General features: G+C 68.8%; 25 protein-coding genes, 3 tRNA genes and 2 pseudogenes. 10 read left to right on the forward strand and 20 right to left on the reverse strand.

All coding sequences use genetic code 11. From position 1 onward, the window contains the following. Positions 1-124: 124 nt before the first annotated feature. The 11 genes from EUA06_RS11480 to EUA06_RS11530 form a co-directional block, all read right to left on the reverse strand. The gene (locus EUA06_RS11480; RefSeq protein WP_129475647.1) at positions 125-1,585 is read right to left on the reverse strand and encodes a glutamate synthase subunit beta; all 1,461 of its coding nucleotides are present in this window, start codon (positions 1,583-1,585) and stop codon (positions 125-127) included. Further along, a complete protein-coding gene (gene gltB / locus EUA06_RS11485) occupies positions 1,578-6,140 on the reverse strand; it encodes a glutamate synthase large subunit (RefSeq protein ID WP_129475649.1) in 4,563 nt (1,520 codons plus the stop codon). The genes EUA06_RS11480 and gltB overlap by 8 nt, the downstream gene beginning before the upstream one ends. 149 nt (positions 6,141-6,289) lie before the next feature. After that, complete coding sequence (gene lgt / locus EUA06_RS11490; RefSeq protein ID WP_242498100.1) at positions 6,290-7,252, reverse strand: prolipoprotein diacylglyceryl transferase; 963 nt, start codon at positions 7,250-7,252, stop codon at positions 6,290-6,292. Positions 7,253-7,260: 8 nt separating this feature from the next. Continuing rightward, positions 7,261-7,893: an SCO family protein gene (locus EUA06_RS11495; protein ID WP_165354360.1), complete on the reverse strand. Its 633-nt coding sequence runs from the start codon at positions 7,891-7,893 to the stop codon at positions 7,261-7,263. After that, entirely contained in the window at positions 7,880-8,686 is an 807-nt protein-coding gene (gene trpA / locus EUA06_RS11500; protein WP_129475653.1) for a tryptophan synthase subunit alpha, read from the reverse strand. Before trpA ends, EUA06_RS11495 begins: the two co-directional genes overlap by 14 nt. Next, the gene (gene trpB, locus EUA06_RS11505) at positions 8,683-9,966 is read right to left on the reverse strand and encodes a tryptophan synthase subunit beta (protein ID WP_129475655.1); all 1,284 of its coding nucleotides are present in this window, start codon (positions 9,964-9,966) and stop codon (positions 8,683-8,685) included. Before trpB ends, trpA begins: the two co-directional genes overlap by 4 nt. Further along, complete coding sequence (gene trpC, locus EUA06_RS11510) at positions 9,963-10,760, reverse strand: indole-3-glycerol phosphate synthase TrpC (RefSeq protein ID WP_129475657.1); 798 nt, start codon at positions 10,758-10,760, stop codon at positions 9,963-9,965. The genes trpB and trpC overlap by 4 nt, the downstream gene beginning before the upstream one ends. 78 nt (positions 10,761-10,838) lie before the next feature. After that, positions 10,839-11,039: an HGxxPAAW family protein gene (locus EUA06_RS11515; RefSeq protein ID WP_129475658.1), complete on the reverse strand. Its 201-nt coding sequence runs from the start codon at positions 11,037-11,039 to the stop codon at positions 10,839-10,841. 55 nt (positions 11,040-11,094) lie between these two features. Beyond that, positions 11,095-11,712 (reverse strand): Trp biosynthesis-associated membrane protein, encoded by a 618-nt coding sequence (locus EUA06_RS11520; RefSeq protein ID WP_129475660.1) that lies wholly within the window; start codon positions 11,710-11,712, stop codon positions 11,095-11,097. Further along, complete coding sequence (gene hisI, locus EUA06_RS11525; RefSeq protein WP_129475662.1) at positions 11,705-12,055, reverse strand: phosphoribosyl-AMP cyclohydrolase; 351 nt, start codon at positions 12,053-12,055, stop codon at positions 11,705-11,707. The genes EUA06_RS11520 and hisI overlap by 8 nt, the downstream gene beginning before the upstream one ends. Continuing rightward, a complete protein-coding gene (locus tag EUA06_RS11530; protein ID WP_129475664.1) occupies positions 12,052-12,870 on the reverse strand; it encodes an aminotransferase class IV in 819 nt (272 codons plus the stop codon). The genes hisI and EUA06_RS11530 overlap by 4 nt, the downstream gene beginning before the upstream one ends. Positions 12,871-12,987: 117 nt before the next feature. Here EUA06_RS11530 and EUA06_RS11535 point away from each other — a divergent pair. The 3 genes from EUA06_RS11535 to EUA06_RS11545 all read left to right on the forward strand — a co-directional run bounded on the left by EUA06_RS11535 (position 12,988) and on the right by EUA06_RS11545 (position 13,273). After that, positions 12,988-13,060 (forward strand) — tRNA-Gly (locus EUA06_RS11535). Positions 13,061-13,094: 34 nt separating this feature from the next. Beyond that, a tRNA-Cys gene (locus tag EUA06_RS11540) sits at positions 13,095-13,165 on the forward strand. Positions 13,166-13,201: 36 nt separating this feature from the next. Next, a tRNA-Val gene (locus tag EUA06_RS11545) sits at positions 13,202-13,273 on the forward strand. Positions 13,274-13,374: 101 nt separating this feature from the next. Here the strand turns inward: EUA06_RS11545 and EUA06_RS11550 are convergent. Further along, positions 13,375-13,572 carry a helix-turn-helix domain-containing protein gene (locus EUA06_RS11550; protein ID WP_129475666.1) on the reverse strand — a complete coding sequence of 66 codons (198 nt, stop codon included), beginning with the start codon at positions 13,570-13,572 and terminating at the stop codon, positions 13,375-13,377. Positions 13,573-13,860: 288 nt separating this feature from the next. Next, positions 13,861-14,697, reverse strand: a complete 837-nt coding sequence (locus tag EUA06_RS11555) for an HAD family hydrolase (RefSeq protein WP_129475668.1) — start codon at positions 14,695-14,697, stop codon at positions 13,861-13,863. A gap of 186 nt (positions 14,698-14,883) precedes the next feature. Between EUA06_RS11555 and EUA06_RS11560 the strand changes: the two genes are divergently transcribed. From EUA06_RS11560 to gdhA, 3 genes and pseudogenes are all read left to right on the forward strand, one after another. Further along, a complete protein-coding gene (locus EUA06_RS11560) occupies positions 14,884-15,180 on the forward strand; it encodes an antibiotic biosynthesis monooxygenase family protein (RefSeq protein ID WP_129475670.1) in 297 nt (98 codons plus the stop codon). Between the two features lie 34 nt (positions 15,181-15,214). Further along, a pseudogene (locus tag EUA06_RS23010) lies at positions 15,215-15,438 on the forward strand (IS481 family transposase); the annotation flags it as partial. A gap of 64 nt (positions 15,439-15,502) precedes the next feature. Then, the gene (gdhA, locus tag EUA06_RS11570; RefSeq protein WP_479724672.1) at positions 15,503-16,843 is read left to right on the forward strand and encodes an NADP-specific glutamate dehydrogenase; all 1,341 of its coding nucleotides are present in this window, start codon (positions 15,503-15,505) and stop codon (positions 16,841-16,843) included. A 405-nt stretch (positions 16,844-17,248) separates the two neighbouring features. On the opposite strand, the gene EUA06_RS11575 is transcribed toward gdhA, so the two are convergent. Then, on the reverse strand, positions 17,249-17,749 hold the full coding sequence (locus EUA06_RS11575) for a recombinase family protein (protein WP_207208313.1): 501 nt from the start codon (positions 17,747-17,749) through the stop codon (positions 17,249-17,251). Between the two features lie 39 nt (positions 17,750-17,788). Here EUA06_RS11575 and EUA06_RS11580 point away from each other — a divergent pair, with 39 nt between their 5' ends. Beyond that, positions 17,789-19,000, forward strand: coding sequence for an IS4 family transposase (locus tag EUA06_RS11580; protein WP_129475674.1), 1,212 nt, complete (start codon positions 17,789-17,791; stop codon positions 18,998-19,000). Between the two features lie 180 nt (positions 19,001-19,180). Here the strand turns inward: EUA06_RS11580 and EUA06_RS23310 are convergent, their stop codons facing one another. From EUA06_RS23310 to EUA06_RS11605, 5 genes are all read right to left on the reverse strand, one after another. Beyond that, positions 19,181-19,453 (reverse strand): recombinase family protein, encoded by a 273-nt coding sequence (locus EUA06_RS23310; RefSeq protein ID WP_340640791.1) that lies wholly within the window; start codon positions 19,451-19,453, stop codon positions 19,181-19,183. Between the two features lie 86 nt (positions 19,454-19,539). Beyond that, positions 19,540-19,968, reverse strand: coding sequence for a type II toxin-antitoxin system VapC family toxin (locus EUA06_RS11590; RefSeq protein ID WP_129475676.1), 429 nt, complete (start codon positions 19,966-19,968; stop codon positions 19,540-19,542). Beyond that, the gene (locus tag EUA06_RS11595; RefSeq protein ID WP_129475763.1) at positions 19,965-20,192 is read right to left on the reverse strand and encodes a FitA-like ribbon-helix-helix domain-containing protein; all 228 of its coding nucleotides are present in this window, start codon (positions 20,190-20,192) and stop codon (positions 19,965-19,967) included. Before EUA06_RS11595 ends, EUA06_RS11590 begins: the two co-directional genes overlap by 4 nt. Positions 20,193-20,381: 189 nt before the next feature. Then, entirely contained in the window at positions 20,382-20,888 is a 507-nt protein-coding gene (locus tag EUA06_RS23365; protein ID WP_129475678.1) for a dihydrofolate reductase family protein, read from the reverse strand. 66 nt (positions 20,889-20,954) lie between these two features. Then, the gene (locus EUA06_RS11605) at positions 20,955-21,428 is read right to left on the reverse strand and encodes a MarR family winged helix-turn-helix transcriptional regulator (protein WP_129475680.1); all 474 of its coding nucleotides are present in this window, start codon (positions 21,426-21,428) and stop codon (positions 20,955-20,957) included. 59 nt (positions 21,429-21,487) lie between these two features. Between EUA06_RS11605 and EUA06_RS11610 the strand changes: the two genes are divergently transcribed. The 3 genes and pseudogenes from EUA06_RS11610 to EUA06_RS23370 all read left to right on the forward strand — a co-directional run. Beyond that, complete coding sequence (locus EUA06_RS11610) at positions 21,488-22,321, forward strand: sulfurtransferase (RefSeq protein WP_129475681.1); 834 nt, start codon at positions 21,488-21,490, stop codon at positions 22,319-22,321. 38 nt (positions 22,322-22,359) lie between these two features. Then, a complete protein-coding gene (locus tag EUA06_RS11615; RefSeq protein WP_129475683.1) occupies positions 22,360-22,725 on the forward strand; it encodes a hypothetical protein in 366 nt (121 codons plus the stop codon). Between the two features lie 283 nt (positions 22,726-23,008). Next, positions 23,009-23,731: pseudogene (locus tag EUA06_RS23370) on the forward strand (helix-turn-helix domain-containing protein); the annotation flags it as partial. Here EUA06_RS23370 and EUA06_RS11625 read toward each other — a convergent pair. Further along, the gene (locus EUA06_RS11625; RefSeq protein ID WP_165354362.1) at positions 23,704-24,447 is read right to left on the reverse strand and encodes a glycoside hydrolase family 16 protein; all 744 of its coding nucleotides are present in this window, start codon (positions 24,445-24,447) and stop codon (positions 23,704-23,706) included. The pseudogene EUA06_RS23370 and the gene EUA06_RS11625 sit on opposite strands and share 28 nt — an antisense overlap. Between the last annotated feature and the right edge of the window lie 244 nt (positions 24,448-24,691).

The following is a 24,691-nucleotide window of genomic DNA, read 5'->3' on the forward strand; positions in this document are numbered from 1 at the left end:
TCGTTCCAAGCAAGGCCGCTCCGGCCCGTGGACACCCTGTAACGCCGGGTTACGTGCTGTACCCACCCCCGAGGAAGGGGGTGGGTACAAGCACTAACCCGGCGTTACAGCGGGTTTCGCGGACTCAGACGACGAGCGGGCGCTCGTGCGGCTTGATCGGAGAGGGCAGCGTGGTCGAGCCGGTGAGGTACGCATCCACCGACGCGGCGGCGCTGCGGCCCTCCGCGATCGCCCATACGATGAGCGACTGGCCGCGGCCCACGTCGCCGGCGACGAAGACGCCGGGCACCGAGGCGGCGTACGACTCGTCGCGCTTCACGTTGCCGCGCTCGTCCAGCTCCACCTCGAGCTGCTCGATCAGGCCGGGCTGCTCGGGGCCGACGAAGCCCATCGCGAGCAGCACCAGCTGCGCGGGGATCTCGCGCTCGGTGCCCTCGACCGGCTGGAACTTCGCGTCGACCTCGACCAGGCGCAGCGCGGCGACGTTGCCGTCGGCGTCGCCCACGAACTCCTGGGTCGAGACGGCGTACATCCGGTCGCCGCCCTCCTCGTGGGCCGAGGAGACCTTGAAGGTCATGGGGTACGTCGGCCACGGCTGGCCGGCGGGCCGGTCCTCGCCGGGGCGGGGCATGATCTCCAGCTGCGTGATCGACCGGGCTCCCTGGCGGATCGAGGTGCCCAGGCAGTCGGCGCCGGTGTCGCCACCGCCGATGATCACGACGTCCTTGTCGGTCGCGACGATCTGGTCCGGCACCTCCTCGCCGAGCGAGGCACGGTTGCCCTGCGGCAGGAACTCCATCGCCTGGTGGATGCCACCGAGCTCGCGTCCCGTGGCCGGCAGGTCGCGGGCCTGGGTCGCACCCATCGCCAGCACCACCGCGTCGTAGCGGGCCAGCAGCTGGGGTCCGGTGAGGGTGTCGGCGCCGACATTGACGCCGGCGCGGAAGACGGTGCCCTCGCGGCGCATCTGGTCGAGGCGCCGGTCGAGGTGCTTCTTCTCCATCTTGAACTCGGGGATGCCGTAGCGCAGCAGCCCGCCGATCTTGTCGGCGCGCTCGTAGACCGCGACGGTGTGCCCGGCGCGGGTCAGCTGCTGGGCGGCGGCCAGCCCGGCGGGGCCGGAGCCGATCACGGCGACGGTCTTGCCCGAGAGCCACTCCGGCGGCTGCGGCCGGACGTAGCCCGAGCCCCACGCACGGTCGATGATCGAGACCTCGACGTTCTTGATCGTCACCGGGTCCTGGTTGATGCCCAGGACGCAGGCGGTCTCGCACGGCGCGGGGCACAGCCGCCCGGTGAACTCCGGGAAGTTGTTGGTCGCGTGGAGCCGGTCCATCGCGCCGTCCCAGTCGTCGCGCCAGACGAGGTCGTTCCACTCGGGGATGATGTTGCCGAGCGGGCAGCCCTGGTGGCAGAACGGGATGCCGCAGTCCATGCAGCGACCGGCCTGCGTGTTGATGATCGGCAGCAGCGCCCGGCCGATGCCGTCGGGGTAGACCTCGTCCCAGTCGTTGACGCGTTCGGCGACCTCACGGCGCGAGGCGACCTCGCGACCGTTCTTGAGGAAGCCCTTCGGGTCAGCCATGCAGCACCTCCATGATGCGGGCGTTGGCCTCGTCCTCGTCGAGGCCCTCCTCGAGGGCCTCCTCACGAGCCTCGAGGACGCGCTTGAAGTCGCTCGGCATCGCCTCGGTGAAGCGCGCGAGCGACGAGTCCCAGTCGGCGAGCAGGGTCGCCGCGACCTCGGAGCCGGTCTCCTCGGCGTGCTGCTCGACGAGCGACCTGAGCTCGTCGACAGCCTTGCCGGTCACCGGCGCGAGCTCGACGAGCTCGGGGTTGACCCGGTCCTCGTCGAGGTCGAGCACGAACGCGTAGCCACCCGACATGCCGGCCGCGAAGTTGCGCCCCGTGGGGCCGAGCACGACGACGACGCCGCCGGTCATGTACTCGCAGCCGTGGTCGCCCACACCCTCGACGACCGCGCTGGCACCGGAGTTGCGCACGCAGAACCGCTCCCCCGCACGACCGCTCAGGAAGATCTGCCCCGACGTGGCGCCGTAGCCGATCGTGTTGCCGGCGATGATCTGCTCGGCCGCGTCGAAGGTCGCCGCCCGGTCTGGCCGCACGATGATCCGGCCTCCGGAGAGGCCCTTGCCGACGTAGTCGTTGGCGTCGCCCTCGAGCCGCAGGGTCATCCCCCTCGGGACGAAGGCGCCGAACGACTGGCCCGCCGACCCGGTGAGGGTGATGTCGATGGTGCCCTCGGGCAGCCCCTCGCCGCGGTAGCGCTTGGTGACCTCGTGGCCGAGCATCGTGCCGACCGTGCGGTTCACGTTGCGGATCGTCACCTGGGCGCGGACCGGCTCGCCCGACTCCAGCGCGGGCCGGGCGATCGCGATCAGCTCGTTGTCGAGCGCCTTGTCGAGGCCGTGGTCCTGCGTCTTGGTGTTGCGCAGGTCCTGGTCCTCGAACTGGCCGAACTCACCGTGCCGCGAGGCCTGGTGGAGGATCGGCGCGAGGTCGAGCCCGGAGGCCTTCCAGTGGTCGATCGCCTCGGCGACGTCGAGCGTGCCGACCTGGCCGATCGCCTCGTCGAGGCTGCGGAAGCCCAGCTGCGCCAGCAGCTCGCGCACCTCCTGGCCGATGAACTCGAAGAAGTTCACGACGTGCTCGGCCTGGCCGCTGTAGCGCTCGCGGAGCACCGGGTTCTGCGTGGCCACGCCCACCGGACAGGTGTCGAGGTGGCAGACCCGCATCATGATGCAGCCGCTGACGACGAGCGGCGCGGTGGCGAAGCCGAACTCCTCCGCACCGAGCAGCGCCGCGACCATCACGTCGCGACCGGTCTTGAGCTGGCCGTCGGCCTGCACCACGATCCGGTCGCGCAGGCCGTTGAGCAGCAGGGTCTGCTGGGTCTCGGCGAGGCCGAGCTCCCACGGGCCGCCGGCGTGCTTGAGCGACGTCAGCGGCGAGGCTCCCGTGCCGCCGTCGTGACCGGAGACGAGCACCACGTCGGCATGTGCCTTGGAGACGCCGGCCGCGACCGTGCCGATGCCGACCTCGGAGACGAGCTTCACGTGGATGCGCGCCGCCGGGTTGGCGTTCTTGAGGTCGTGGATCAGCTGCGCGAGGTCCTCGATGGAGTAGATGTCGTGGTGCGGCGGCGGGCTGATCAGGCCGACGCCGGGCGTCGAGTACCGGGTCTTGGCCACCCACGGGTAGACCTTGTGGCCGGGCAGCTGGCCGCCCTCGCCGGGCTTGGCGCCCTGCGCCATCTTGATCTGGATGTCGTCGGCGTTGGTGAGGTACTCCGAGGTCACGCCGAAGCGGCCCGAGGCGACCTGCTTGATCGACGAGCGCCGCTCGGGGTCGTACAACCGGTCGGCGTCCTCGCCGCCCTCACCGGTGTTGGACTTGCCGCCCAGCCGGTTCATCGCGATCGCGAGGGTCTCGTGCGCCTCCTGGCTGATGGAGCCGTAGGACATGGCCCCGGTCGAGAAGCGCTTGACGATCTCGGAGACCGGCTCGACCTCCTCGATGTCGATCGGCTCGCGGACGCCTTCCTTGAACTCGAAGAGGCCGCGCAGCGTCATCAGTCGCTGCGACTGCTGGTTGACCCGGTCGGTGTACTGCTTGAAGACGTCGTAGCTGCCGGTGCGGGTCGAGTGCTGCAGCCGGAAGACCGTCTCGGGGTCGAAGAGGTGCGGCTCGCCCTCGCGACGCCACTGGTACTCGCCGCCGATCGTGAGCTCGCGGTGCGCCGGCGAGATGCCACCGCGGGGGTACGCCACCGCGTGCCGGCGCGCGACCTCCTCGGCGATCGTCGCGAGCTCGATGCCGCCGAGCTTGGACGTCGTACCGGTGAAGTAGCGGTCGATGACCGACTGGGACAGGCCGACGGACTCGAAGATCTTGGCCCCGGTGTAGGACGCGACGGTCGAGACGCCCATCTTCGACATCACCTTGAGCACGCCCTTGCCGAGCGCCTTGATGAGGTTGGCGACGGCCTTCTCGGGGTCGACCTTGACGTAGTAGGCCTCGCGGGCGAGGTCCTCGACGGACTCCATCGCGAGGTAGGGGTTGACCGCGGCCGCGCCGTAGCCGACGAGCAGCGCGACGTGGTGCACCTCGCGGACGTCGCCGGCCTCGACCAGCAGCCCGACCTGGGTGCGGGTCTTCTCGCGGACGAGGTGGTGGTGGACCGCACCGGTGAGCAGCAGCGACGGGATCGGCGCCAGGTCGGCGGTGGCGTGGCGGTCGGACAGCACGATGATCCGGGCGCCTTCGGCGATCGCGGCCGACACCTCGGCGCACAGCTCGTCGAGCCGGTCGGCGAGCGCCTCGCCGCCTCCCGCGACGTCGTACAGCCCACGGACGATGTGGACCTGGAACCCCGGCATGTCGCCGTTGCGGTTGATGTGGCGGATCTTGGCCAGGTCGTCGTTGGAGAAGACCGGGAACGGCAGCACGATCTGGCGGCACGACGCGGGCGTCGGGTCGAGCAGGTTGGCCTCGGGGCCGATCGAGCCGCTCAGCGACGTGACGAGCTCCTCGCGGATCGCGTCGAGCGGCGGGTTCGTCACCTGGGCGAACAGCTGGGAGAAGTAGTCGAAGAGCAGTCGCGGCTTGTCGCTCAGCGCGGCGATGGGCGTGTCGGTGCCCATCGAGCCGAGCGCTTCACCGCCCGTGTTGGCCATCGGGCTCAGCAGGACCCGCAGCTCCTCCTCGGTGTAGCCGAAGATCTGCTGGCGGCGGGTCACCGAGGCGTGCGTGTGCACGATGTGCTCGAGGTCGTCGATGTCGTCGAGGTGGATCAGGCCGGCGTGCAGCCACTCGTCGTAGGGGTGCTCCGCGGCGAGCTGGCTCTTGACCTCCTCGTCCTCGATGATCCGGTGCTCCTCGGTGTCGACGAGGAACATCCGGCCCGGCTGGAGGCGACCCTTGCGCACGATCGTCGCGGGGTCGAGGTCGAGCACACCGACCTCGGAGGCCAGCACGACGAGGCCGTCGTCGGTGACCCAGTAGCGCGAGGGACGCAGGCCGTTGCGGTCGAGCACCGCACCGATCTGGGTGCCGTCGGTGAAGACGACGCACGCGGGGCCGTCCCACGGCTCCATCAGCGTCGAGTGGAACGAGTAGAAGGCCCGGCGCTTGGCGTCCATCTCCCGGTGGTTCTCCCACGCCTCGGGGATCATCATCAGCACCGCGTGCGGCAGCGAGCGCCCTCCGAGGTGCAGCAGCTCGAGCACCTCGTCGAACGACGCGGAGTCCGAGGCGCCGGGCGTGCAGATCGGGAAGAGCCGCTCGAGGTCGCCCGGGATCAGGTCGCTCTCCAGGAGCGCCTCGCGGGCGCGCATCCAGTTGCGGTTGCCCATCACGGTGTTGATCTCGCCGTTGTGCGCGATGAACCGGAACGGGTGCGCCAGCGGCCAGCTCGGGAACGTGTTGGTGGAGAAGCGCGAGTGCACCACGGCCATCGCCGAGGCGACGCGCTCGTCGGTGAGGTCGGGGAAGACCCGGTCGAGCTGGTCGGTCGTGAGCATGCCCTTGTAGGCCAGCGTGCGCGAGGACAGCGAGGGGAAGTAGACGCGCGTGGCCGACTCGGCGCGCTTGCGCAGGCAGAACGCCATCCGCTCGAGGGCCATCCCGCTGACCCGCGAGGCCTTGCCGGCCACGAAGAGCTGGGCGAAGGTCGGCATCACGCTGCGCGCGGTCGCGCCGAGCGTGGAGTCGTCGACCGGCACGTCGCGCCAGCCGAGGACGGCGAGGCCCTCCTCCTCGGCGATCTCCTCGATGCGACGGCGGGTGTCGGCGACCTCGTCGGCGTCACCCGGCAGGAAGGCGGTGCCGACGGCGTACGCCCGGGCGCTGGGCAGGTCGAAGTCGACGACCTCGCGCAGGAACGCGTCGGGGACCTGGAGCAGGATGCCCGCGCCGTCGCCCGAGTTGACCTCGGCGCCGGCGGCGCCGCGGTGGTCGAGGTTGCGGAGCGCCGTGAGCGCCTTGGCCACGATGTCGTGGCTCGCCTCGCCGGTCAGCGTGGCCACCATCGCGACGCCACAGGCGTCCTTCTCGTGGCGCGGGTCGTAGAGCCCCTGCGGAGCAGGGAAGCCAGGCGGGAACTCGTGTGTCGAGGACACTGGTTCTCCCGTCGTCGTCTCCGCCGCTCGCGAGTCCCAATCACGCTGGGCTCGTGGGCAGACGAGGTGGTGGGCGGATCCGCTGGGGACGACGTTGGCCCGAGCACGACGGAACCTATCACCGGCGAAAGCCGCCGGGGAGCACCGTTTCAGGCCGTGGGACCGGCCGTCTCGTGCTTGTCGGCGCGGTCCTCGGACGCGTCCGCGTCGTCGTCGTCGGCACTGCCCTCGTCACTGTCCTCGACGGGCTTGGTGCGCACGACCTCCTCGCGCCCCGGGTGCCGGCGCGACGACCAGGCGTAGAAGGCGGCGGCCAGCACGAAGAGCACGATCGAGGTCCACACGTTGAGCCGCAGGCCCAGCACGTCGTTCATCTGGACGGTGTCGATGCGGAGGTACTCGATCCAGCCGCGACCGGCGGTGTAGAGCATCACGTAGAGGGCGGCGACCCGGCCGTGGCCGAGCTTGTAGCGGCGGTCGAGCCAGATCAGGACGGCGAACGCCGCCAGGTTCCACAGGCACTCGTAGAGGAACGTCGGGTGGAAGAGGACGTCAGGACCGAACTGCGAACGCACGCCGTCGTCGAGGTTCGGGTCGATCTCGAGCCCCCACGGCAGGTCGGTGGGTCGGCCGTAGAGCTCCTGGTTGAACCAGTTGCCCCACCGGCCGAACGCCTGCGCGACCAGCACGCCCGGCGCCAGGGCGTCGAGCATCGGCAGCAGCTTGATCCCCTGCACCCGTGCGCCGATCCACACCCCGACGATGCCCAGGGCGATCGCGCCCCAGATGCCGAGACCGCCGCGCCAGACGTACAGCGCCGTGATCGGGTTCTGGTCCTCGCCGAAGTAGAGCTGCCAGTCGGTGATGACGTGGTAGAGCCGGCCACCGACGAGGCCGAACGGCACCGCCCAGATCGCGAGGTCGCTGACCTCGCCGGGCTGCCCGCCGCGCGCGACCCACCGGCGCTCGCCGAGCCAGATGGCGAAGACGATGCCGGCGATGATGCAGAGGGCATAGGCCCGGATCGGCACGGGGCCGAGGTGCCACACGCCCTCCGACGGGCTCGGGATGGACATCAGCGTCACCATCGGCGACTGCAGCACGTCAAGCATGGGCAGCATCATCCCTCCTCCAGCAACCCGTCGAGAATGGCGGTGACGTCGTGGGCGAGCTGGGCCTGCGAGACGTCGGCCTTCCAGTAGGCCGGGGCCTCGTCGTCGGAGTCGATCGCGATGACCTGCGTGCCGTGGGTGACCTCGTAGCCGCCGCTGGGGAGCTTCTCGCCCTGGTCGACCCCGACGGCCATGCTCCGGCCGACCTCGATGATGTCGTCGAGGTCTCCGGTGAGGCCGATGATGCTGGGGTCGAAGGCGTCGACGTACTTCGCCACCGTCGCCTCGTCGTCGCGCGCGGGATCGGTCGTCACGAAGACGACGTCGAGCCGCTCCTTCTGCCCGTCGTCGAGGCGGGCGAGGGTGCCGGCGAGCGTCGCCATCACCTGACCGCAGATGTCCGGGCAGTTGGTGTAGCCGAAGAAGACCAGGGTGAGGTCCTTGTCGGTGTCCTCGGTGAGGCTGTACGCCGTCCCCTCGGTGTCGACCAGCGGTGTCGAGGAGACCACGAACGGGTCGGGGTCCAGACGGGTGCCCGTGAAGTCCGCCGAGCCGGCACTCCCGGAGCCGCCGCACCCGGCCAGCAGCACCAGGAGGGCAGCAGGGACGAGTGCCCTGCCGCTGCGCCTACGTCCGGGCACGCCGGACGCCCTCGGCGAGGTCGGTGGTGAGCGCACGCAGCGCGTCGAGGCCGCCAGCCTCGTCGCCCGGGTGGTCGAGCAGCGCGCGCACGAACGCGGACCCGACGATGACGCCGTCGGCGAAGCCCGCCACCTCGGCGGCCTGGTCGCCGGTGCTGACGCCGATGCCCACCGCGACCGGGACGTCGCCGGTCGCGCGGACGCGCCGCACGAGCGGACCGGCGAGGTCGGAGGTGGCCTCGCGGGCGCCCGTGACGCCCATGACGGCGGCTGCGTAGACGAACCCGCGGCTCTCGCGCGCGGTCATCGCGATGCGGTCGTCGGTCGAGCTCGGCGCGACCAGGAAGACCTTGTCGAGGTCGTGGGCGTCGGCGGCGGCGATCCACTCCGCGCCGTGGTCGGGGGTGATGTCGGGCGTGATCATGCCCGCTCCCCCGGCGGCCGCGAGGTCGGTGGCCCAGCGCTCCACGCCGTAGCGCTCGATGGGGTTCCAGTAGGTCATCACGAGGGTCGGCACGCCGGTGCCGGCGACGGCCTCGACCACGCGCAGCACGTCGGCCGTGCGCACGCCGCCGTCGAGCGCTGCCTGCGCGGCGGCCTGGATCGTCGGTCCGTCCATCACCGGGTCGCTGTAGGGCAGGCCGATCTCGATGGCGTCGCAGCCGGCCTCGACCATGACCTGCATGGCCCTGATCGAGCCGTCGACCGTGGGATAGCCGGCCGGGAGGTAGCCGATGAGGGCCGCGCGATCCTCTGCCCGTGCCTTCTCGAAGGCGGTGCTCGTCGAGGTCACTGCTGGGTCACCGTCTCGGTCTGGTCGAGGTCGGCCTCCGGGCCCTCGTCGGCGTCGCCCAGCCCGAACCACTCGATGGCCGTGCCCATGTCCTTGTCGCCCCGGCCGCTCAGGTTGACGATGATCGTCGCGTCGGGGCCCTTCTCGGCACCGAGCCGCTTGGCGACCTCGATCGCACCGTGGATCGCGTGGGCCGACTCGATGGCCGGGATGATCCCCTCGGTGCGGCTGAGCAGGGCCATCGCGTCCATCGCCTCGGCGTCCGTCACGGGCGTGTACGTCGCTCGGCCGGTCGCCGCGAGCAGCGAGTGCTGCGGTCCGACGCCCGGGTAGTCGAGGCCCGCGGAGATCGAGTGCGACTCGACCGTCTGGCCGTCCGCGTCCTGGAGGACGAAGGTGCGGGCGCCGTGGAGCACGCCTGCCTCGCCGGCGTGGATGGTGGCCGCGTGGCGGCCGGTCTCGACGCCGTCGCCGCCGGGTTCGAAGCCGTGGATCTCCACGCCCTCGTCCTCGAGGAACGCGGTGAAGATGCCGATGGCGTTGGAGCCGCCGCCGACACAGGCCGCGACCGCGTCCGGCAGGACGCCGTACTGCTCGAGGCACTGCGCACGCGCCTCGTCGCCGATGCCGCGGCAGAAGTCGCGCACCATGCTGGGGAACGGGTGCGGCCCGGCCGCGGTGCCGAAGAGGTAGGCCGTGTGGTCCACGCTGGCGACCCAGTCGCGCAGCGCCTCGTTGATGGCGTCCTTGAGCGTCGCGCTGCCGGACTCGACCGGGATGACCTTGGCGCCGAGCAGCTGCATGCGCGCGACGTTGAGCGCCTGGCGGCGGGTGTCGACGGCGCCCATGTAGACGGTGCAGTCGAGGTCGAAGTAGGCCGCAGCCGTCGCGCTCGCGACACCGTGTTGGCCCGCACCGGTCTCGGCGATGACGCGCGTCTTGCCCATCCGCTTGGTCAGCAGCGCCTGGCCCATCACGTTGCGGATCTTGTGGGCACCGGTGTGGTTGAGGTCCTCGCGCTTGAGCAGCACGCGGGCGCCGACCTTCTTCGACAGCCGCTCCGCGTGGTAGAGCCGGCTCGGCGTGCCGGCGTAGTCACGCAGCACCCGCTCGAACTCGCCGACGAACGCCTCGTCGGCCATCGCCTCGTGCCAGGCGTCGGTCAGCTCGTCGAGGGCGGCGACGAGGGCCTCGGGCATGAAGCGCCCGCCCCACGTGCCGCCGAAGTAGCCGCGCTCGTCCGCGTCGTACCGTCCCTGCTGCTGGACCTGCTGGCTCACGGTGCTGTCACTCCTGTCATTGCGCGTACGGCGGCCTCGGGGTCGCCGTCCTTGACCAGTGCCTCGCCGACCAGGACCACGCCGGCGCCCTCGCCGACGAAGCGCTCCACGTCGGCGACGCCGGTGATGCCGCTCTCGGCCACCTTGACCACGTCGGCGTGGATCTGCGGGGCGAGGCGCCCGAACACGTCGGGGTCGACCTCGAGGGTCTTGAGGTTGCGGCTGTTGACGCCGATCAGCTCGGCGTCGAGCGCCTGGGCCCGCTCCGCCTCGTCCTCGTCGTGCACCTCGACCAGGACGGTGAGGCCGAGCTCGGAGGCCTCGTCGTGCAGGCGGCGCAGGGTGTCGTCGTCGAGAGCCGCGACGATCAGCAGGGCCAGGTCGGCGCCGGCGGCGCGGGCCTCGACGAGCTGGTAGGTCTCGACGATGAAGTCCTTGCGCAGCAGCGGGGTGTCGACGGCGGCCCGCACGGTGCGCAGGTCGTCGAGGCTGCCACCGAAACGGCGCTCCTCGGTGAGCACCGAGATCGCGGCTGCGCCGCCCCGGGCGTACGCCGTCGCGAGCGCCGCGGGGTCCGGGATGTCGGCCAGGTCGCCCTTGCTGGGGCTGCGTCGCTTCACCTCGGCGATGACGCTCGAGCCGCGGGCGCGGAAGTGCGGCATCGGGTCGCGGGGCGCGGGCGCCTCGGCGAGGTGGGCCAGCAGCTCGTTGAGCGGGAGCGCGGCCTCGCGGCGGGCGAGGTCCTCGCGCACCCCGGCGACGATGTCGTCGAGCACGGAACCGGTCGCAGGCATGCGTTCAGCCTCTCACCCGGCACCAGCCCGCCCGGGGGCGGTGCCCAGCGGTCGGACTGGGCGCGGTGGCGCCGGAGATCAGTGCTCGGAGGTGTTGAAGCCGAGCTTCGACAGCACGAGGAAGAGCGGGAAGGCGACGACGGCGATGATGATGCCGATCCAGAGCAGGGTCATCTGGGCCGGGGTCTGCAGCAGCGCGATGCTGCCCACGACGAATCCGAGCATCGCGACGCCGACGGCGGTCCATGCAGCGGGGGTGTTGCCGTGGCCTGCAGCCATCGTGGGGCTCCTTCGTCTACCGAGTACATCCGTGGGGCGAGTGCTGCGCGGAAGTCTAGGCGGTCGGGTCGCGTCCCTCGTCGAGGGCCTTCCAGATGTCGATGTTCTCCGTCGGCGGCTCCTCGGTCGCCGTGTCGTCGGCACCCGGCGCGCCCGTCGGGGCGTCGTACTTCGTGCCCATCTCGGGCCACGACCCGACCAGCCGGACGGCGGCCAGCGAGGTGGCGACGCTTGCGAGTGCGGCCAGCAGCGCGACGGGGTACCACGCGGTGAGGCTGGTCGACACCGTGTCGACACCGGAGACCTCGAGCAGTGCGTCGGCCAGTGCGTCGGGGAGGTTGGAGAACGCCTCCACCGTGGCAGCCACCAGTCCCAGCGCGGCGATCAGGGCCAGCACCGCGATCGCCTTGCGGAAGCGGCCGCGGGTGACGAGGAGGACGCCCCAGCACGCGAGCACCACCAGGGAGAGGGCTGCTGCGAGCGGCGACTCCGCCACGCTGTCGAGGGCCAGGATCGAGTTCATCGCGCCACCGTCGTCGGAACGGACGCCCCCGGACTCCCCCGAGACCCACGGCTTGCTCCCGGCCACGGCAGCGAGACCGGCCGAGGCGAGGCCGACGAGCACGACGGGCCCGAAGCTGCTCCGCCGCCTGTCGGGAGCGGGCTCAGCCATCGACGCGGTGCACGACGTCGGCGTCGAAGCAGGTGTGGTCTCCGGTGTGGCACGCCGCGCCGACCTGGTCGACCACGAACAGCAGGGTGTCGCCGTCGCAGTCGAGGCGGATCTCCTTCACGTGCTGCTCGTGCCCCGACGTGTCGCCCTTGACCCAGTACTCCCGGCGCGAGCGCGACCAGTAGGTCGCCCGCCCGGTGTCGATGGTGCGGACGAGCGCCTCGTCGTCGACCCACGCGAGCATCAGCACCTCGCCGGATCCCTGCTGCTGGACGACGACCGGCACCAGGCCTTCGGCCGTGTGGCGCAGGCGGTCGTGGATGGCCGGGTCGAGCTGACTCATGGGTCCATGCTCTCAGCCTCGCGGGCGCGCCACGTCTCCGCACACTGCGCGGTGACCGGACCCGGCGACGGGAGGTCGCGGTCGTCCCAGCGGGCGATCGCCTGGACGTCGCGGGTGGTCGACGCCAGGAACGCCTCGCTCGCCGTCGCCAGGACCTCGGTCAGCGGCTCGTCCACCTCGCGGGCACCGCACCAGTCGATGACCAGCGCGCGCGTGACGCCGGCCAGGCAGCCCGACGCGAGGGTGGGTGTGCGCAGCTCGCCGTCGACGACGTAGAAGACGTTGGTGCCGGTTCCTTCGCAGAGGTTGCCGGCGGTGTTGGCGAAGACCGCCTCGCTCCCGCCCCGCTCGACCGCGTGGGCGAGCGCGATCACGTTGTCGGCGTACGACGTCGTCTTGAGGCCGGCGGTCGCGCCGTGCTCGTTGCGGGTCCACGGGACGGTGACGACCGTCGTCTCGCTGGGCGCCACGTCGATGGCACTCCAGGCCACGACCAGCGTCGGCGGACCGCCGCCGCGACCCGACCCCATCGGGTGCGGCCCGGCGCTGTAGGTGATCCGGAGCCGACCGATGGGATCGTCCCCGGTGACCGCCTCCACCCCCCGTCGTACGTCGTGGAGGTCGGGCGCGGGCAGCCCGAGGCCGGCGGCGCTGCGCTCGAGCCGCTCGAGGTGGCGGGTCAGCGCGAACGGAGTGCCGGCCAGCGTCTTGACGGCCTCGAAGACCCCGTCGCCGACGGTGAAGCCGTGGTCGGTGACCGCGACCGCCCCCTGGGTCGGATCGGCCAGCAGGTCACCGTTGAGCCATGCGCGCATGGAGTCACTCTAGGGGCGCGAGTGACACCCGGAGCGGGGGGCGATTTTGGCCCCGCCGAAGCCATGTACTACTGTTCCACTCGCACTTGAGGCCGCACGAACGGGCCGAAAATGCAGGCGGACATAGCTCAGTTGGTAGAGCGCAACCTTGCCAAGGTTGAGGTCGCGAGTTCGAGTCTCGTTGTCCGCTCGGAAGGTCTCCCCCGTCAAGACGGAACCTCCACGGTGGGTTGGCCGAGAGGCGAGGCAACGGACTGCAAATCCGTCTACACGGGTTCAAATCCCGTACCCACCTCGCACGCAGTCACAACAGCACTGAAACTCAAGACCTGGGCGATTGGCGCAGCGGTAGCGCGCTTCCTTGACACGGAAGAGGTCACTGGTTCAAACCCAGTATCGCCCACAGAGAAACCGCAGGTCAGAGCCCCTTTTGAGGGGCTCTTTCCGTTTCGGGGAACATGCGTGGAACAAGGAATCGCCCCTTCTGGCCCGTTCTGTCACAGCTCACCGCCAGTTCCCGATCGGCCGGGCGTCGATGAAGCGCTCGATGGAGTCGACCTTGATCCGCAGCGTCTTGCGGCCGAGTCGTACGGCGTCGAGCTGGCCGTCGGCGATGTAGCGGCGGACCGTCCGCGTCGAGACGGCGAGTGCATCGGCGGCATCGTTGATCGAGACGAGTCTTCGGGTGATGGTGGCGGACATGGTGACCCTCCTGGGGTTTGTGGCGGTCTCCTGTCGTCCGCCCTCACTCCCCAAGGCGGCAGTCTGGCCGCGAGTGGCCACGGCTGGCGCGATGTTCAGTTCCCGCGTGCGCCGGGCCGGCTCCAGCCCGACGGCGACAATCACCACAGCCAGTCCGTCACGATTGGGGATCGGCTCGCGGGATGCGGACGCACTTCATGTCTGGAAGAGCCGCGCACCTTTGACAGCTATGCGGGGCGGCTGTCCGAGTTGGGGTCTGCACAATCCGCCGACAGTCAGGCGGATCGCCTACGCCGTCGGTATCACGACCGACTGCTGGAGCAGCAGCTTCTCGAGCACCTGAGCCACCCCGTCCTCCTCGTTGGAGGGACTGATCTCGTCTGCGGCCGCCAGCGCTGCAGCGCTCGCGTTGGCCACAGCCACTCCGCGGCCGGCCCACGCGAGCAGCTCGGCGTCGTTGGGTGCGTCGCCGAAGGCCAGCACCTCTTCGGCTGTGATGCCTAACCGGTCGCAGAGGCGGGCGATGCCCCACGCCTTGCTGATCCCCTCTGCCATGACCTCCACGAAGGGCGCACCGGAGTGGGTCGCAGCAAAGCCCGCTACCCCTGCCCCGCGGACGATGTCGAGGAGTTCGTCGACCGGACGGTCCGGGTGCCGCACGATCAATTTTAGGCTCGGTTCGGCCAGCACCTCCTCCAGCGTGTGGCTGCCCATGGTCGCAACGTCTCGTTTGTGGTCACGATCGGCGGCGATCGCGGTGTATCCCTGTTGCGGCACGAACCCTTCGCCCCCGTCGCGGACGCTCACAAACAACAGGCCATCCACCAGCGGCTTCAACGCCGACGCGAGCCGGCGCTGCACCGCCACTCCAACGGTCTGCTCGAAGATGACCTCGCCACTTGTCAGGTGCACACCCAGGGCGCCGTTGGAGCACACCGCCCACTCATCGAACCCGGCTTCCTCGGCGATCTGACGAAGTCCGATCGGCTGTCGCGCAGTCACCGGGACAACCTGAACGCCCGCGGCCCGTGCAGCATCAAGCGCGGCTCGAGTGCGGGGACTCACACTGAGGTCGTCGTGCAGCAACGTGCCGTCGAGATCGGTGGCGACGAGACGGATCGGCATGGACGCGAGCGTAGGGGAACGGCAGGACAGGGCACATGCCGCGCCTGGGGTTGGTCCGGTCGAGACCCTGGCTTGCCGAGCACAGCGTGCCAGTGCGGGATCCCTCTGTGAGACGGGAGTGTTGACGTCGCGCGGGGCCGCACCCCTGACCGCTGGGCCTACGGCGACGGCTGCGACCATTGCAAAGTGACTCTCGAGCATGCGCTCCTGCCGGTCAGACCGGGCCACGAGGATGACTTCGAGGCCGCCTTCAGGCAAGCCAAGAAGATCATTGTGCGCATGCCCGGCTTCAGGAGCCTGACATTGTCGCGGTGCCTGGAGCGCCCGAGCACCTACTTGCTGCTCGTGGAATGGGACAGCCTGGAGGACCACACCGTGGGCTTTCGCGGTTCGCAGGACTACCAGCAGTGGCGCCAGTTGCTGCACCACTTCTATGAGCCCTTTCCCACCGTCGAGCATTACGAGCAGGTCCTGACCGCTTGACGATTTTCGGGCGGAGCGTGACCAGCGCGGGAGGGCCGATCGGTCCAGCCGTCCTCACCGCAGCACGAACAAGACCCCCGATCGACTGACGCAAGAAATCGTTCGGTTGCGATGGCGGTACAGGCTCGGGCCGGTTCAGATCGGCGGACGACTCGGCCTCCCGCCATCCACAGTCCACGGGTCCTGGTGCGCTGCCGAGTCAATCGGCTCAGCCACATCGACCGGGCAACCGGGGAGCCCATCCGCTACGAGCACCCCCGGGTGGTCGGCGTGCTGACCTAGGGTGAGGCTTCATCTGAAGGAGGGACGATCTATGGAGACGTTGCACGCTGCGCTTCAACCTGTGTACGCCGACGTTTTGCGCCGTAACCAGGGAGAGACTGAGTTCCATCAAGCGGTCTTCGAGGTGCTCAGCTGCCTGAGCCCCGTGGTGGAGAAGCGTCCTGAGTACGTTGATGCCTCGATCATCGAGCGCATCTGCGAGCCTGAGCGCCAGATCATCTTCCGCGTCCCGTGGGTCGACGACTCCGGTGAGGTGCAGATCAACCGCGGCTTCCGCGTCGAGTTCAACTCCGCGCTCGGGCCGTACAAGGGCGGGCTGCGCTTCCACCCCAGCGTCTACCTCGGGATCGTGAAGTTCCTCGGCTTCGAGCAGATCTTCAAGAACGCTCTCACCGGTATGCCGATCGGCGGCGGCAAGGGAGGCTCGGACTTCGACCCGAAGGGACGCTCCGATGGCGAGGTCATGCGCTTCTGCCAGTCCTTCATGACCGAGCTGTACCGTCACATCGGCGAGTACACCGATGTGCCGGCCGGTGATATCGGTGTCGGCGGTCGTGAGATCGGTTACCTGTTCGGACAGTACAAGCGGATCACTAACCGCTACGAGGCCGGCGTACTCACCGGCAAGGGGATCACCTGGGGCGGCTCCCACGCCCGTACCGAAGCGACCGGGTACGGCACCGTCTTCTTCGTCAACGAGATGCTCGCCGCCAGAGGAGACTCCTTCGACGGCAAACGTGTCGTCGTGTCCGGCTCCGGCAACGTGGCTATCTACGCCACCGAGAAGGTGCACCAACTCGGGGGTACCGTGGTCGCGGCCTCCGACTCCTCCGGTTACGTCGTCGATGAGGCCGGAGTCGATGTCGGCCTGCTGCGCGAGATCAAGGAGGTCCGCCGCGGTCGAATTAGCGAGTACGCCGACATCAAGGGCAGCGCCGTCTCGTTCGTGTCCGGCGGATCGATCTGGGACGTCCCCTGCAGCGTCGCCTTGCCCTGTGCCACCGAGAACGAGCTGCCGGTGGACGCGGCGAAGGCCCTCGTCGGCAACGGCGTCCAGGTGGTCGCCGAGGGGGCCAACATGCCGACCACGCCGGATGCGGTGGACCTACTCACCGAAGCCGGCGTGCTCTTCGCCCCTGGCAAGGCCGCGAACGCAGGCGGTGTCGCGACGAGTGCGCTGGAGATGCAGCAGAACGCGTCCCGCGACTCGTGGACCTTCGAGCACACCGAGCAGCGGCTGGCTGAGATCATGGCAGGCATCCACGAGCGCTGCGTCATGACGGCCGAGGAGTACGGCGTACCGGGCGACTACGTGGCCGGCGCCAACATCAGTGGCTTCACCCAGGTCGCCGACGCAATGCTCGCCCTCGGCGTGGTCTGACCCCCCGGCCGGGTTGCCGGCGGACTTTCGACGGGTGTGCACCACCACAGTGCGACGAAGATGGTGCACACCATCGAACTCGAAACCGGTAGCGCCGCCGGGGCTAGGCGGCCGGGATGTCGAGAGTGCCTCGTAGGCACCACCCATGCCGACACGTCAGCGGCTTGCCACTCCAAGCTGAACGCTGGCCGTGTCGATATTGGTGGTGAGGTCCGTATTCCGATCTGAGAGGCTGGGCTCACGGACTGAGATACGGACATCGGCTGAGAGTGCGCCGGGAGAGGACGACACGTCCCCCAAGCGGAACCCCCTCTGGGGAGACTGCTGTTCGAAGCCAACCCTGGTCAGTTCGGCTCGTCGGCGTCCCGCTTAGGTGTCGATAGCGGGACGCCAACGAACTGGGAATCACCGTCTTGTGGACGTGTCAGCAAGATCGGCCTTCGCCGCGACGCGTTGGCGCTCGATGGCGCGGTACACGGTCGACCGTCCAATGCCGAACAGTTCGGCTACCTCGAGGGTGCTGTAGTCGCCGCTGTGCACGAGTGACACGAGGTGCGCCTCCTGCTTGCGGCTCAGCTTTGGCTGCTTGCCCTTGAGTCGGCCCTTCGCTTTGGCGACCTTCATGCCTTCGACGGTGCGAAGCCGGATGAGGTCGGACTCGAACTCCGCGACCATGGCCAGGACGTTGAACAGCAGCTTCCCGACCGCATCGGTCGGGTCATAGACAGACCCGCCCAGACTCAAACTGATCTGCCGGGCGGTGAGCTCGTCAGCGATCGCGCGAGCATCGGGCAGGGACCTGGCCAATCGGTCCAGCTTGGTGACGACCAACGTGTCCCCCGCCCGGCAGGCGGCGAGCGCCTCGCGTAAGCCGGGGCGTTCGCGGTTGGTACCAGTTAGTCCCAATACCGTTCAATTAGGGTTACAGGCGTGTAGTTTGGGGGTATGCCCCGTTCTGGTTGGAGGAAGCCCGAGTCGGATCGCAGGTTGCCGGATCTGGTGTCGGTGGGTTTGTTGATGAAGGTCTTCCCCGCCGAGGTGGTGGACGCTGTGATCGCGGAATGTGGCCGTACCGAGCAGCGGCGGCGGTCGTTGCCGGCCCGCTCGATGGCGTACTTCGCGATGGGGATGGCGTTGCATTCGGAAGGCTCCTATGAGGACGTGCTGGCGTTGATCTCGGATGGGATCGCGTGGGCGCACCGCGAGGAGGGTTCGGCCAGGTTGGCCAACAAGGCGGCGATCTCCCATGCTCGGGACCGGCTGGGATCCGAGCCCATGGCGTTGCTCTTCGACAGGGTCGCCGAACCGCTGGCCGAGCAGGACACGCCGGGCTGTTGGCTGGCCGGTCGGCGGCTGGTCGCGATCGACGGGACGTGTCTGGACCTGGCTGACACGCCCGCCAACGACTCTCACTTCGGTCGTCCCGGGGTGATGAAGGGCGAACGCTCGGCGTTCCCTCAGGCGCGGGTGGTCGCGTTGGCTGAGTGCGGCACCCATGCGATGTTCGAGGCCGTGATCGGGCCGTACACGACTTCGGAGAACGCCTTGTCGGGCGACCTGTTGCCCAGGCTGACCCCGGGGATGTTGTGCCTGGCAGATCGGGGCTTCTACAGCTTCACCGCCTGGCACAACGCCCGTGCCACCGGGGCGGATCTGCTGTGGCGGGTCAAGGACAACCTGAAGCTCGAGCCCGTGGAGGACCTCTTTGACGGGTCCTGGCTGGCCGAGGTCTTCGACTCGGTCGCCGACCGACGACGCCAGCACCCGCTCCAGGTCCGGGTCATCGAGTACACGATCCAGGACGGCCGCGAACCCAAGGGCCCCTACCGGTTGCTCACCACGATCCTCGACCCCGCCCAGGCGCCGGCCGCGGAACTGGCCGCGGCCTACGCGCAGCGCTGGGAGATCGAGACTGCCTTCGACGAGCTCAAGACCCACCAACGCGGGCCGCGTGCGGTGCTGCGCTCGAAGTCACCCGACCTGGTGACCCAGGAGATCTGGGGGCACCTGTGCTGCCACTACGCGATCCGGACCCTGATGCTCCACGCCGCCGACCACGCCGGCCGCGACCCCGACCGCGTCTCGTTCGTCGCCGCGCTGCGGATCTCACGCAGATCGATCGCCCAGCAGGGCGCTTTTTCCCCCTCACGCGCCTGACGCCCTCGCGCGGCTGTGGCGCCACGCCATCGGCGAACTGGTCCGCCGACTCCTCCCCAGGCGGCGACCCCGAGCCAACCCCCGCGTCATCAAACGCAAGTACACCCGCTGGCACGTCAAACGATGCCGCCACCGCGATTGGCCCCAACCGGACCGACGACCCGACCAGGCAGCCAGGATCTAATTGAACGGTATTGCAGTTAGTCCGTGGTCGACGTAGATCCGTTCAGCCTCGACACCGAGGGCGAGGAGCCCGTCTCGTTGGGCGGTCAGGTCTTGTTGATCGGTGGAGCATCGGGCGTACCCGACAAGTAGGGCGCTCATGGCGCACCTCCCGTGATGGACCCGGCCGGACGCCGGCTGCGGCCCGGCTCGGGCATCGAGCAGCGCAGAACGCACAGCACGACCCCTCAGCCAGCGCCTCTCCCCCAACGTCCGCAAGACCCTGATCATCACTCACCACGACCAGGGCCGCTCCGAACGTTTCGAGGCCTACTGCTCGCGGCAAGTCCCGTTGTTGCTGCCTGCGGGCCCCGTGGTCAGTCCTCGGGTGGCGGCGGGTGCCACGGATCGAGGACTGGCACCCCGAGGGGCTCGAAGTGTCGGACGTTGCGCGTCACCACCGACATCCCCGCCGATTGCGCAATCGCCGCGATGAGAGCGTCGTCGCATGGCGCGTGTTCGGGAACGCGATAGCCAGCAAGGATCCGCGCCGCAGGCAAGTCGAACGGCAGCACCCGGTCCGCGAACGCGGGCAGCACGTTGTCCTCAAACCAGCGGCGCAGGACCGCGCCTTGACTCTCGTCGGTGCGTTCCTTCGCGACAACGCCGCGCTCGATCTCAGCGACGGTGAACGCCGAGACGAACTGGTCGCCGATCGGCACCGACGTGGCCCAGGCTTCTACCGCGGGGTTTCGCCCGCGGACCCGAAGCGCGGACACCACGTTGGTGTCCAGCAGGTACCTCACAGGCGCGCTGAGCGAGCCGTCAGCCCCAGCCGTGCGGGCTCGAAGTCAATGTCAGCACCCTCGTCCGTGCCCAGCAGGTCGACGATCGTGACGGGCTCGTCGACCAGTGCCTTGGTCAACGCGTCGCGCGCCTCGGCTTCCACAGACCGGTGGCTCTGCTTGGCACGCTTGCGCAGCGCCGCCTTGGTCCCCGCAGGAAGGTTGCGGATCAGAATTTGCTCCATCACGATCACCTCCGATATCGCCACAACGATATCATCGCTGGAGAACTACGTCTTCGATGTCAGCTCGACGACGCCTCACGAGCGTCAGGGACCAACTACGCGGCGTTCGAAGATCCGAGGAGAGCTTCTGCATCGCTCTACGGATTGGCCGAACCGTAACGAAACGTAAAGCCACCGACACGCCGGGGGTCAGATCCCGCAACGGGATGGGCTCGCGGAGCGACCCGGTGCGGGATCGTCATGGGGCGCTCCGTTTCGGAGCATCGCAGACCGTTCGTGTTGTGCACCCCGCGCTCGCGCCACCAATGGTGCGGCGTCGGTGCGCAAGGTCGGCCTCGTGGGATGTCGTTTCCCGTCGGGTGGTAGGTCGTGACCAGAATCTGACCGTCGAGGACCTTGTGGTCGATGAGGTCGAGGTCGGTGGAGGCGATGTCGGTGAAGGCCCAACTCCCGACCCGCAGGTCCGGGGAACAAGGGGAAGGTGACCAGCAGCAGGTTGTCGACGAGGGATGCGTCGATCAGTTGGCGCACAAGCGTCGGACTGCCCACGGTGCGCAGTGGAGCCGACGACGTCTCCTTGAGTCGTTGGATTTCGCCTCTGAGGTCGTCGGCGACTCGTGCGGTGGGCCAATCGAGGTTGGTCAAACGTTCGGGAGAACACCACGGTCTCTCGGTTGACCATCTTTTCGTACTCATCGTCCTTGGCCTCGCCAGGACGCTCGTTCAACGTCTCGTAGGTCGTTCGTCCGGGGCAAGTCGCGGCTAGGACGCGGCGAGTTTCGCTGCTGCGATCACGCCAGTGAGCTGGGCATGCATGGCGTGGAGGTCATCGAGGCTCATGCCGAGACGTTGGACGACCTCGATGGGCACCTTGAGCGCTTGTTGCCGCAGCGACGTCCCCTTCGAGGTCAGCGTGACGGCCAGCGACCGCTCGTCTGCGGGGTCGCGCCGGCGGACGATGAGGTCTGCTGCCTCGAGGCGCTTGAGGAGACGAGACAGGGTGCCGGCATCGACATCGAGCAGGCGGCTCAAGTCGGTCACCGACAGCGGTTGCTCACCCCACAGCGCCAGCATCACCAGGTACTGCGGGTGGGTGAGCCCCAATGGTTCAAGGACCGGTCGGTACACCGAGATGACGGTTCGAGAGGCGACTGCCAGCGCGAAGCAGACCTGACGTTCCAGCGCCAGGGGGTCGAGGTCCTCAATGTGAGATGGATTGCATGCAGCTTCGGGCATACCCGTAGCCTACCAACCGTTGTTCTAGCAAGGGATGTCCCACCAAGCATTGGAGAAGCATGAGCCGCGCTACCGCCCTGGTCACCCCCGACTGGCTCGAGCCGCGCCTCGGCGACGACGGCATCGTCGTCATCGAGGTCGACGAGGAGACCAACGCCTACGACGTCGACCACATCGCCGGCGCCATCGCGTTGAACTGGCGCACCGAACTGCAGCACCCGCACAGCCGCGACGTTATCGACCGGGTAGGCTTCGAGAAGCTCCTGAGCGACAAGGGTGTCGCCACCGACGACACCGTGGTCCTGTACGGCGGCAACAACAACTGGTTCGCCGCCTACGCGTACTGGTACTTCAAGCTCTACGGCCATTCCGACGTCAAGCTGCTCGACGGCGGCCGCAAGACCTGGGAGCTGCAGGGCCGACCCCTGGTCGCCGATGAGGTGACCCGACCGGCCACCCACTACGTCGCCCGCGACGCCGACCAGAGCCTGCGGGCCTACCGCGACGACGTGGTGGCGGCTCTCGGCACGGGTACCACCATCGTCGACGTGCGGTCCCCGCAGGAGTTCTCCGGTGAGATCCTCGCGCCGGCGCACATGCCCCAAGAGCAGCCACAGCGCCGAGGACGCGTCCCCGGCGCACTCAATGTCCCGTGGTCGCAGGCAGCCAACGACGACGGCACGTTCAAGTCCGACGACGAACTGCGGACCCTCTACGGCTCCGCCGGCGCCCCGCTGGACGGCACCGAGACGATCGTCTACTGCCGCATCGGCGAACGCAGCGCTCACACCTGGTTCGTCCTTCACGAGCTGCTCGAGCAGCCTGCGGTGCGCAACTACGACGGTTCCTGGGTCGAGTACGGCTCCCTCATCGGCGTACCGATCGAGATCTGATCGCCACCACCGACTACCCACTGGGAAGAAACCCCGCCATGAGCAGCTCCACCCCGCAAGAGTCGCGGCCCGCCAAGCGCCGCAGCCACCTCCTGGACCCCAATGCACCCCGTCCCGTCTACGACCCCGACGCCGAACGCAAGCTGATCCACGTACAGCAGTGGGTCATGTCTACGCTGGCCGTTATCACGTTCCTGCACCTGGCGGCCGGCTTCATCCTCGGCGCCTGGGCACTCGACGACCCGGGGCCGGGCGCCGTCATCGGCCTCAACGTCCTCGCCGGGATCGTCGGAGTCATCTCGATCGCAGCCGCGCGGGCGATCCACCACCGCCGCATCCTGTCGTGGTGGCTCCTCCTCGGTGCGCTCATCACGCCCCTAGGGCTGTGGCTGACCGGGTCCTGAACTCACGAGCCGTTGCTAGGGCGCGGCCCGCCGCGCCATGGACCCTTGATGAATCCCGCCGCCTCGGGCGGTCATAGAAAGTGAACCCCATCTTGGGAGGGTGGCGTGAGCATGGACTGGGTACCTCTTCACAGCGCTGGCGAGCCCCAGCTGGCGACTCAACCAAAGGCTTCTCGTCCTCTTGGCGCTTCGGGTGCGGAGGTCAACACATGCAGACGGTGAGCGGGGTACAGCACGCCGGCGAGGTGCTTGCCCTCTTCACCAGTGACGCCCCGAATGGGGTGCCGCCGGTGTCGGGCGAGCGCTCGGAATGTCGAAGTCTCATGCCCATCGGCTCCTCGCGACGCTGGCTGGGATCGGGCTCCTCGACAGGGTGAACTCGAGTGGCCGCTTCCGGTTGAGTTGGGTATGGCTCTCCTACGCATCTGCGGTGCTCGCCTCGGACCGGCTCGTGACCGCGGGGATGCCCGTCCTGCGCAGGCTGGACCAAAGCTTTGGGGCCGAGTCGATGATGGCCGTGTGGCGCGATGGTGCGGTCTTCGGCCTGCGGTCACGAGGCATGCGAATGGTGACCAGGATCGAGCTCAAGGACTGCCCGTTGGTGGGGTTGGTGCTGATGGCAGGCTTGACCGACGACGAGGTAGACGCAGTTGTGGCCTCAGAGCACGTCCGCAACGGATTGTTCGGCCGCGCAGATGTGCACTCCTGGGTGCGTCATGTCCGCTCCGGAGGGGTACTTACCAGGACCGCCGTGCAGGATGGCGGCGACTGGGTCTGCGCCGCCCCCGTCCTGGACGGCGGGCAGGTGGTCGCCGTCGTCGCTGCGTCATGGCCTGCAACATCCCTTGCATCGGACCACCTGGCCGCGCTGGCAGTGAAGAAGGCGGCGCTCAGCGTCACGTCGTCTCTCGGACGCGGCGCGAGCCGACCCAGAGTCGACCTCACGCCCCCGGGTCGGAACGGGAGATCGCCGTGCCATCAACTCGGGTCTCCCGACGCCCGGTAGACACGAACATGGTCGATGGTGAACGAGACCGGGAACACCACGTCGGCCGCGAGGGCGCCTCCGAAGTTGCCGCCGACGGCGAGGTTCGCCAGCAAGAAGAACGGGTGGTCGAAAACCCACTCATGGGGCGCGACATCGGTCGGTGAAGCTTGATGAAATACTGCGCCGTCGACCGCCCAGACGATCTTCTGCGGTGACCACTCCACCGTGAACTCGTGCCAGTCCTCGGCCACGGGGCGGCCGATGTCGAGGAAGCCGTTGAACGACTCCCCACCTGCGTAGCCGGGGCCGTGAATCGTCCCGAAAACTTGGTCCGGCTCCCGACCGACGAACTCCATGATGTCGATTTCGCCAGTCTGGGGCCACCCGACCTCACCGAAGTCGGCGCCGAGCATCCACAGTGCCGGCCACGAGCCGGACCCAGCGGGCACTTTGACTCGGGACTCGATACGCCCGTAGGTGAACTCCTGCTTGCCCGCTGTGATCAGCCGCGCCGAGGTGACGGTGCACGGGCCGTACCAGCATTTCAGGTCGGTCGTGGCCGGGTCGACCTCTCGCGCCGTGATGACCAGGTGGCCCTCCCCGTCGAGGGCGGCGTTGTCTGCGCTGTCGGTGTAGTACTGCAACTCCTCATTGCCCCACCCGCTACCGCCGATCTCGTGGCTCCAATACTCACCATTTGGGCGGCGTGCCAGCGTCCCCCTCGAAATCGTCACTCCACAACAGGGTCCACGGGTCCTGGGCCGAGCCGGAAGTTGAGGCCGAGCCGGAAGTTGGGTCGGGCTCGTCTTCAGTCGTGGCGTGCACAACAAGTGAGCTCACCAGAGCCACCAGCACCGCCAGGAACTGCCACAGTCGGCGCGCACGGGTGCCACGACCTAGATGTTCTGACCACGGACGTTAGGTACGGCGTTTCTGCTTGGCGATGACGAAGACCTCCGAGTGAGGTGTGGAGCTACC

The organism is Nocardioides glacieisoli (assembly GCF_004137245.1).
GTDB lineage: Bacteria > Actinomycetota > Actinomycetes > Propionibacteriales > Nocardioidaceae > Nocardioides > Nocardioides glacieisoli.

Excerpts from the sequence above, each read along its gene's own strand:
- EUA06_RS23365 (WP_129475678.1), bottom strand. The coding sequence starts at position 20,888 with ATGAGTACGAAAAGATGGTCAACCGAGAGACCGTGGTGTTCTCCCGAA.
- EUA06_RS11530 (WP_129475664.1), bottom strand. The coding sequence starts at position 12,870 with ATGCGCGCATGGCTCAACGGTGACCTGCTGGCCGATCCGACCCAGGGG.
- EUA06_RS11520 (WP_129475660.1), bottom strand. The coding sequence starts at position 11,712 with ATGGCTGAGCCCGCTCCCGACAGGCGGCGGAGCAGCTTCGGGCCCGTC.
- EUA06_RS11595 (WP_129475763.1), bottom strand. The coding sequence starts at position 20,192 with ATGGAGCAAATTCTGATCCGCAACCTTCCTGCGGGGACCAAGGCGGCG.
- trpC (WP_129475657.1), bottom strand. The coding sequence starts at position 10,760 with ATGCCTGCGACCGGTTCCGTGCTCGACGACATCGTCGCCGGGGTGCGC.
- EUA06_RS11550 (WP_129475666.1), bottom strand. The coding sequence starts at position 13,572 with ATGTCCGCCACCATCACCCGAAGACTCGTCTCGATCAACGATGCCGCC.
- EUA06_RS11615 (WP_129475683.1), top strand. The coding sequence starts at position 22,360 with ATGAGCAGCTCCACCCCGCAAGAGTCGCGGCCCGCCAAGCGCCGCAGC.
- EUA06_RS11480 (WP_129475647.1), bottom strand. The coding sequence starts at position 1,585 with ATGGCTGACCCGAAGGGCTTCCTCAAGAACGGTCGCGAGGTCGCCTCG.
- EUA06_RS11515 (WP_129475658.1), bottom strand. The coding sequence starts at position 11,039 with ATGGCTGCAGGCCACGGCAACACCCCCGCTGCATGGACCGCCGTCGGC.
- lgt (WP_242498100.1), bottom strand. The coding sequence starts at position 7,252 with ATGCTTGACGTGCTGCAGTCGCCGATGGTGACGCTGATGTCCATCCCG.
- EUA06_RS11555 (WP_129475668.1), bottom strand. The coding sequence starts at position 14,697 with ATGCCGATCCGTCTCGTCGCCACCGATCTCGACGGCACGTTGCTGCAC.
- hisI (WP_129475662.1), bottom strand. The coding sequence starts at position 12,055 with ATGAGTCAGCTCGACCCGGCCATCCACGACCGCCTGCGCCACACGGCC.
- EUA06_RS23310 (WP_340640791.1), bottom strand. The coding sequence starts at position 19,453 with ATGATCAGGGTCTTGCGGACGTTGGGGGAGAGGCGCTGGCTGAGGGGT.
- EUA06_RS11605 (WP_129475680.1), bottom strand. The coding sequence starts at position 21,428 with ATGCCCGAAGCTGCATGCAATCCATCTCACATTGAGGACCTCGACCCC.
- EUA06_RS11610 (WP_129475681.1), top strand. The coding sequence starts at position 21,488 with ATGAGCCGCGCTACCGCCCTGGTCACCCCCGACTGGCTCGAGCCGCGC.
- EUA06_RS11580 (WP_129475674.1), top strand. The coding sequence starts at position 17,789 with ATGCCCCGTTCTGGTTGGAGGAAGCCCGAGTCGGATCGCAGGTTGCCG.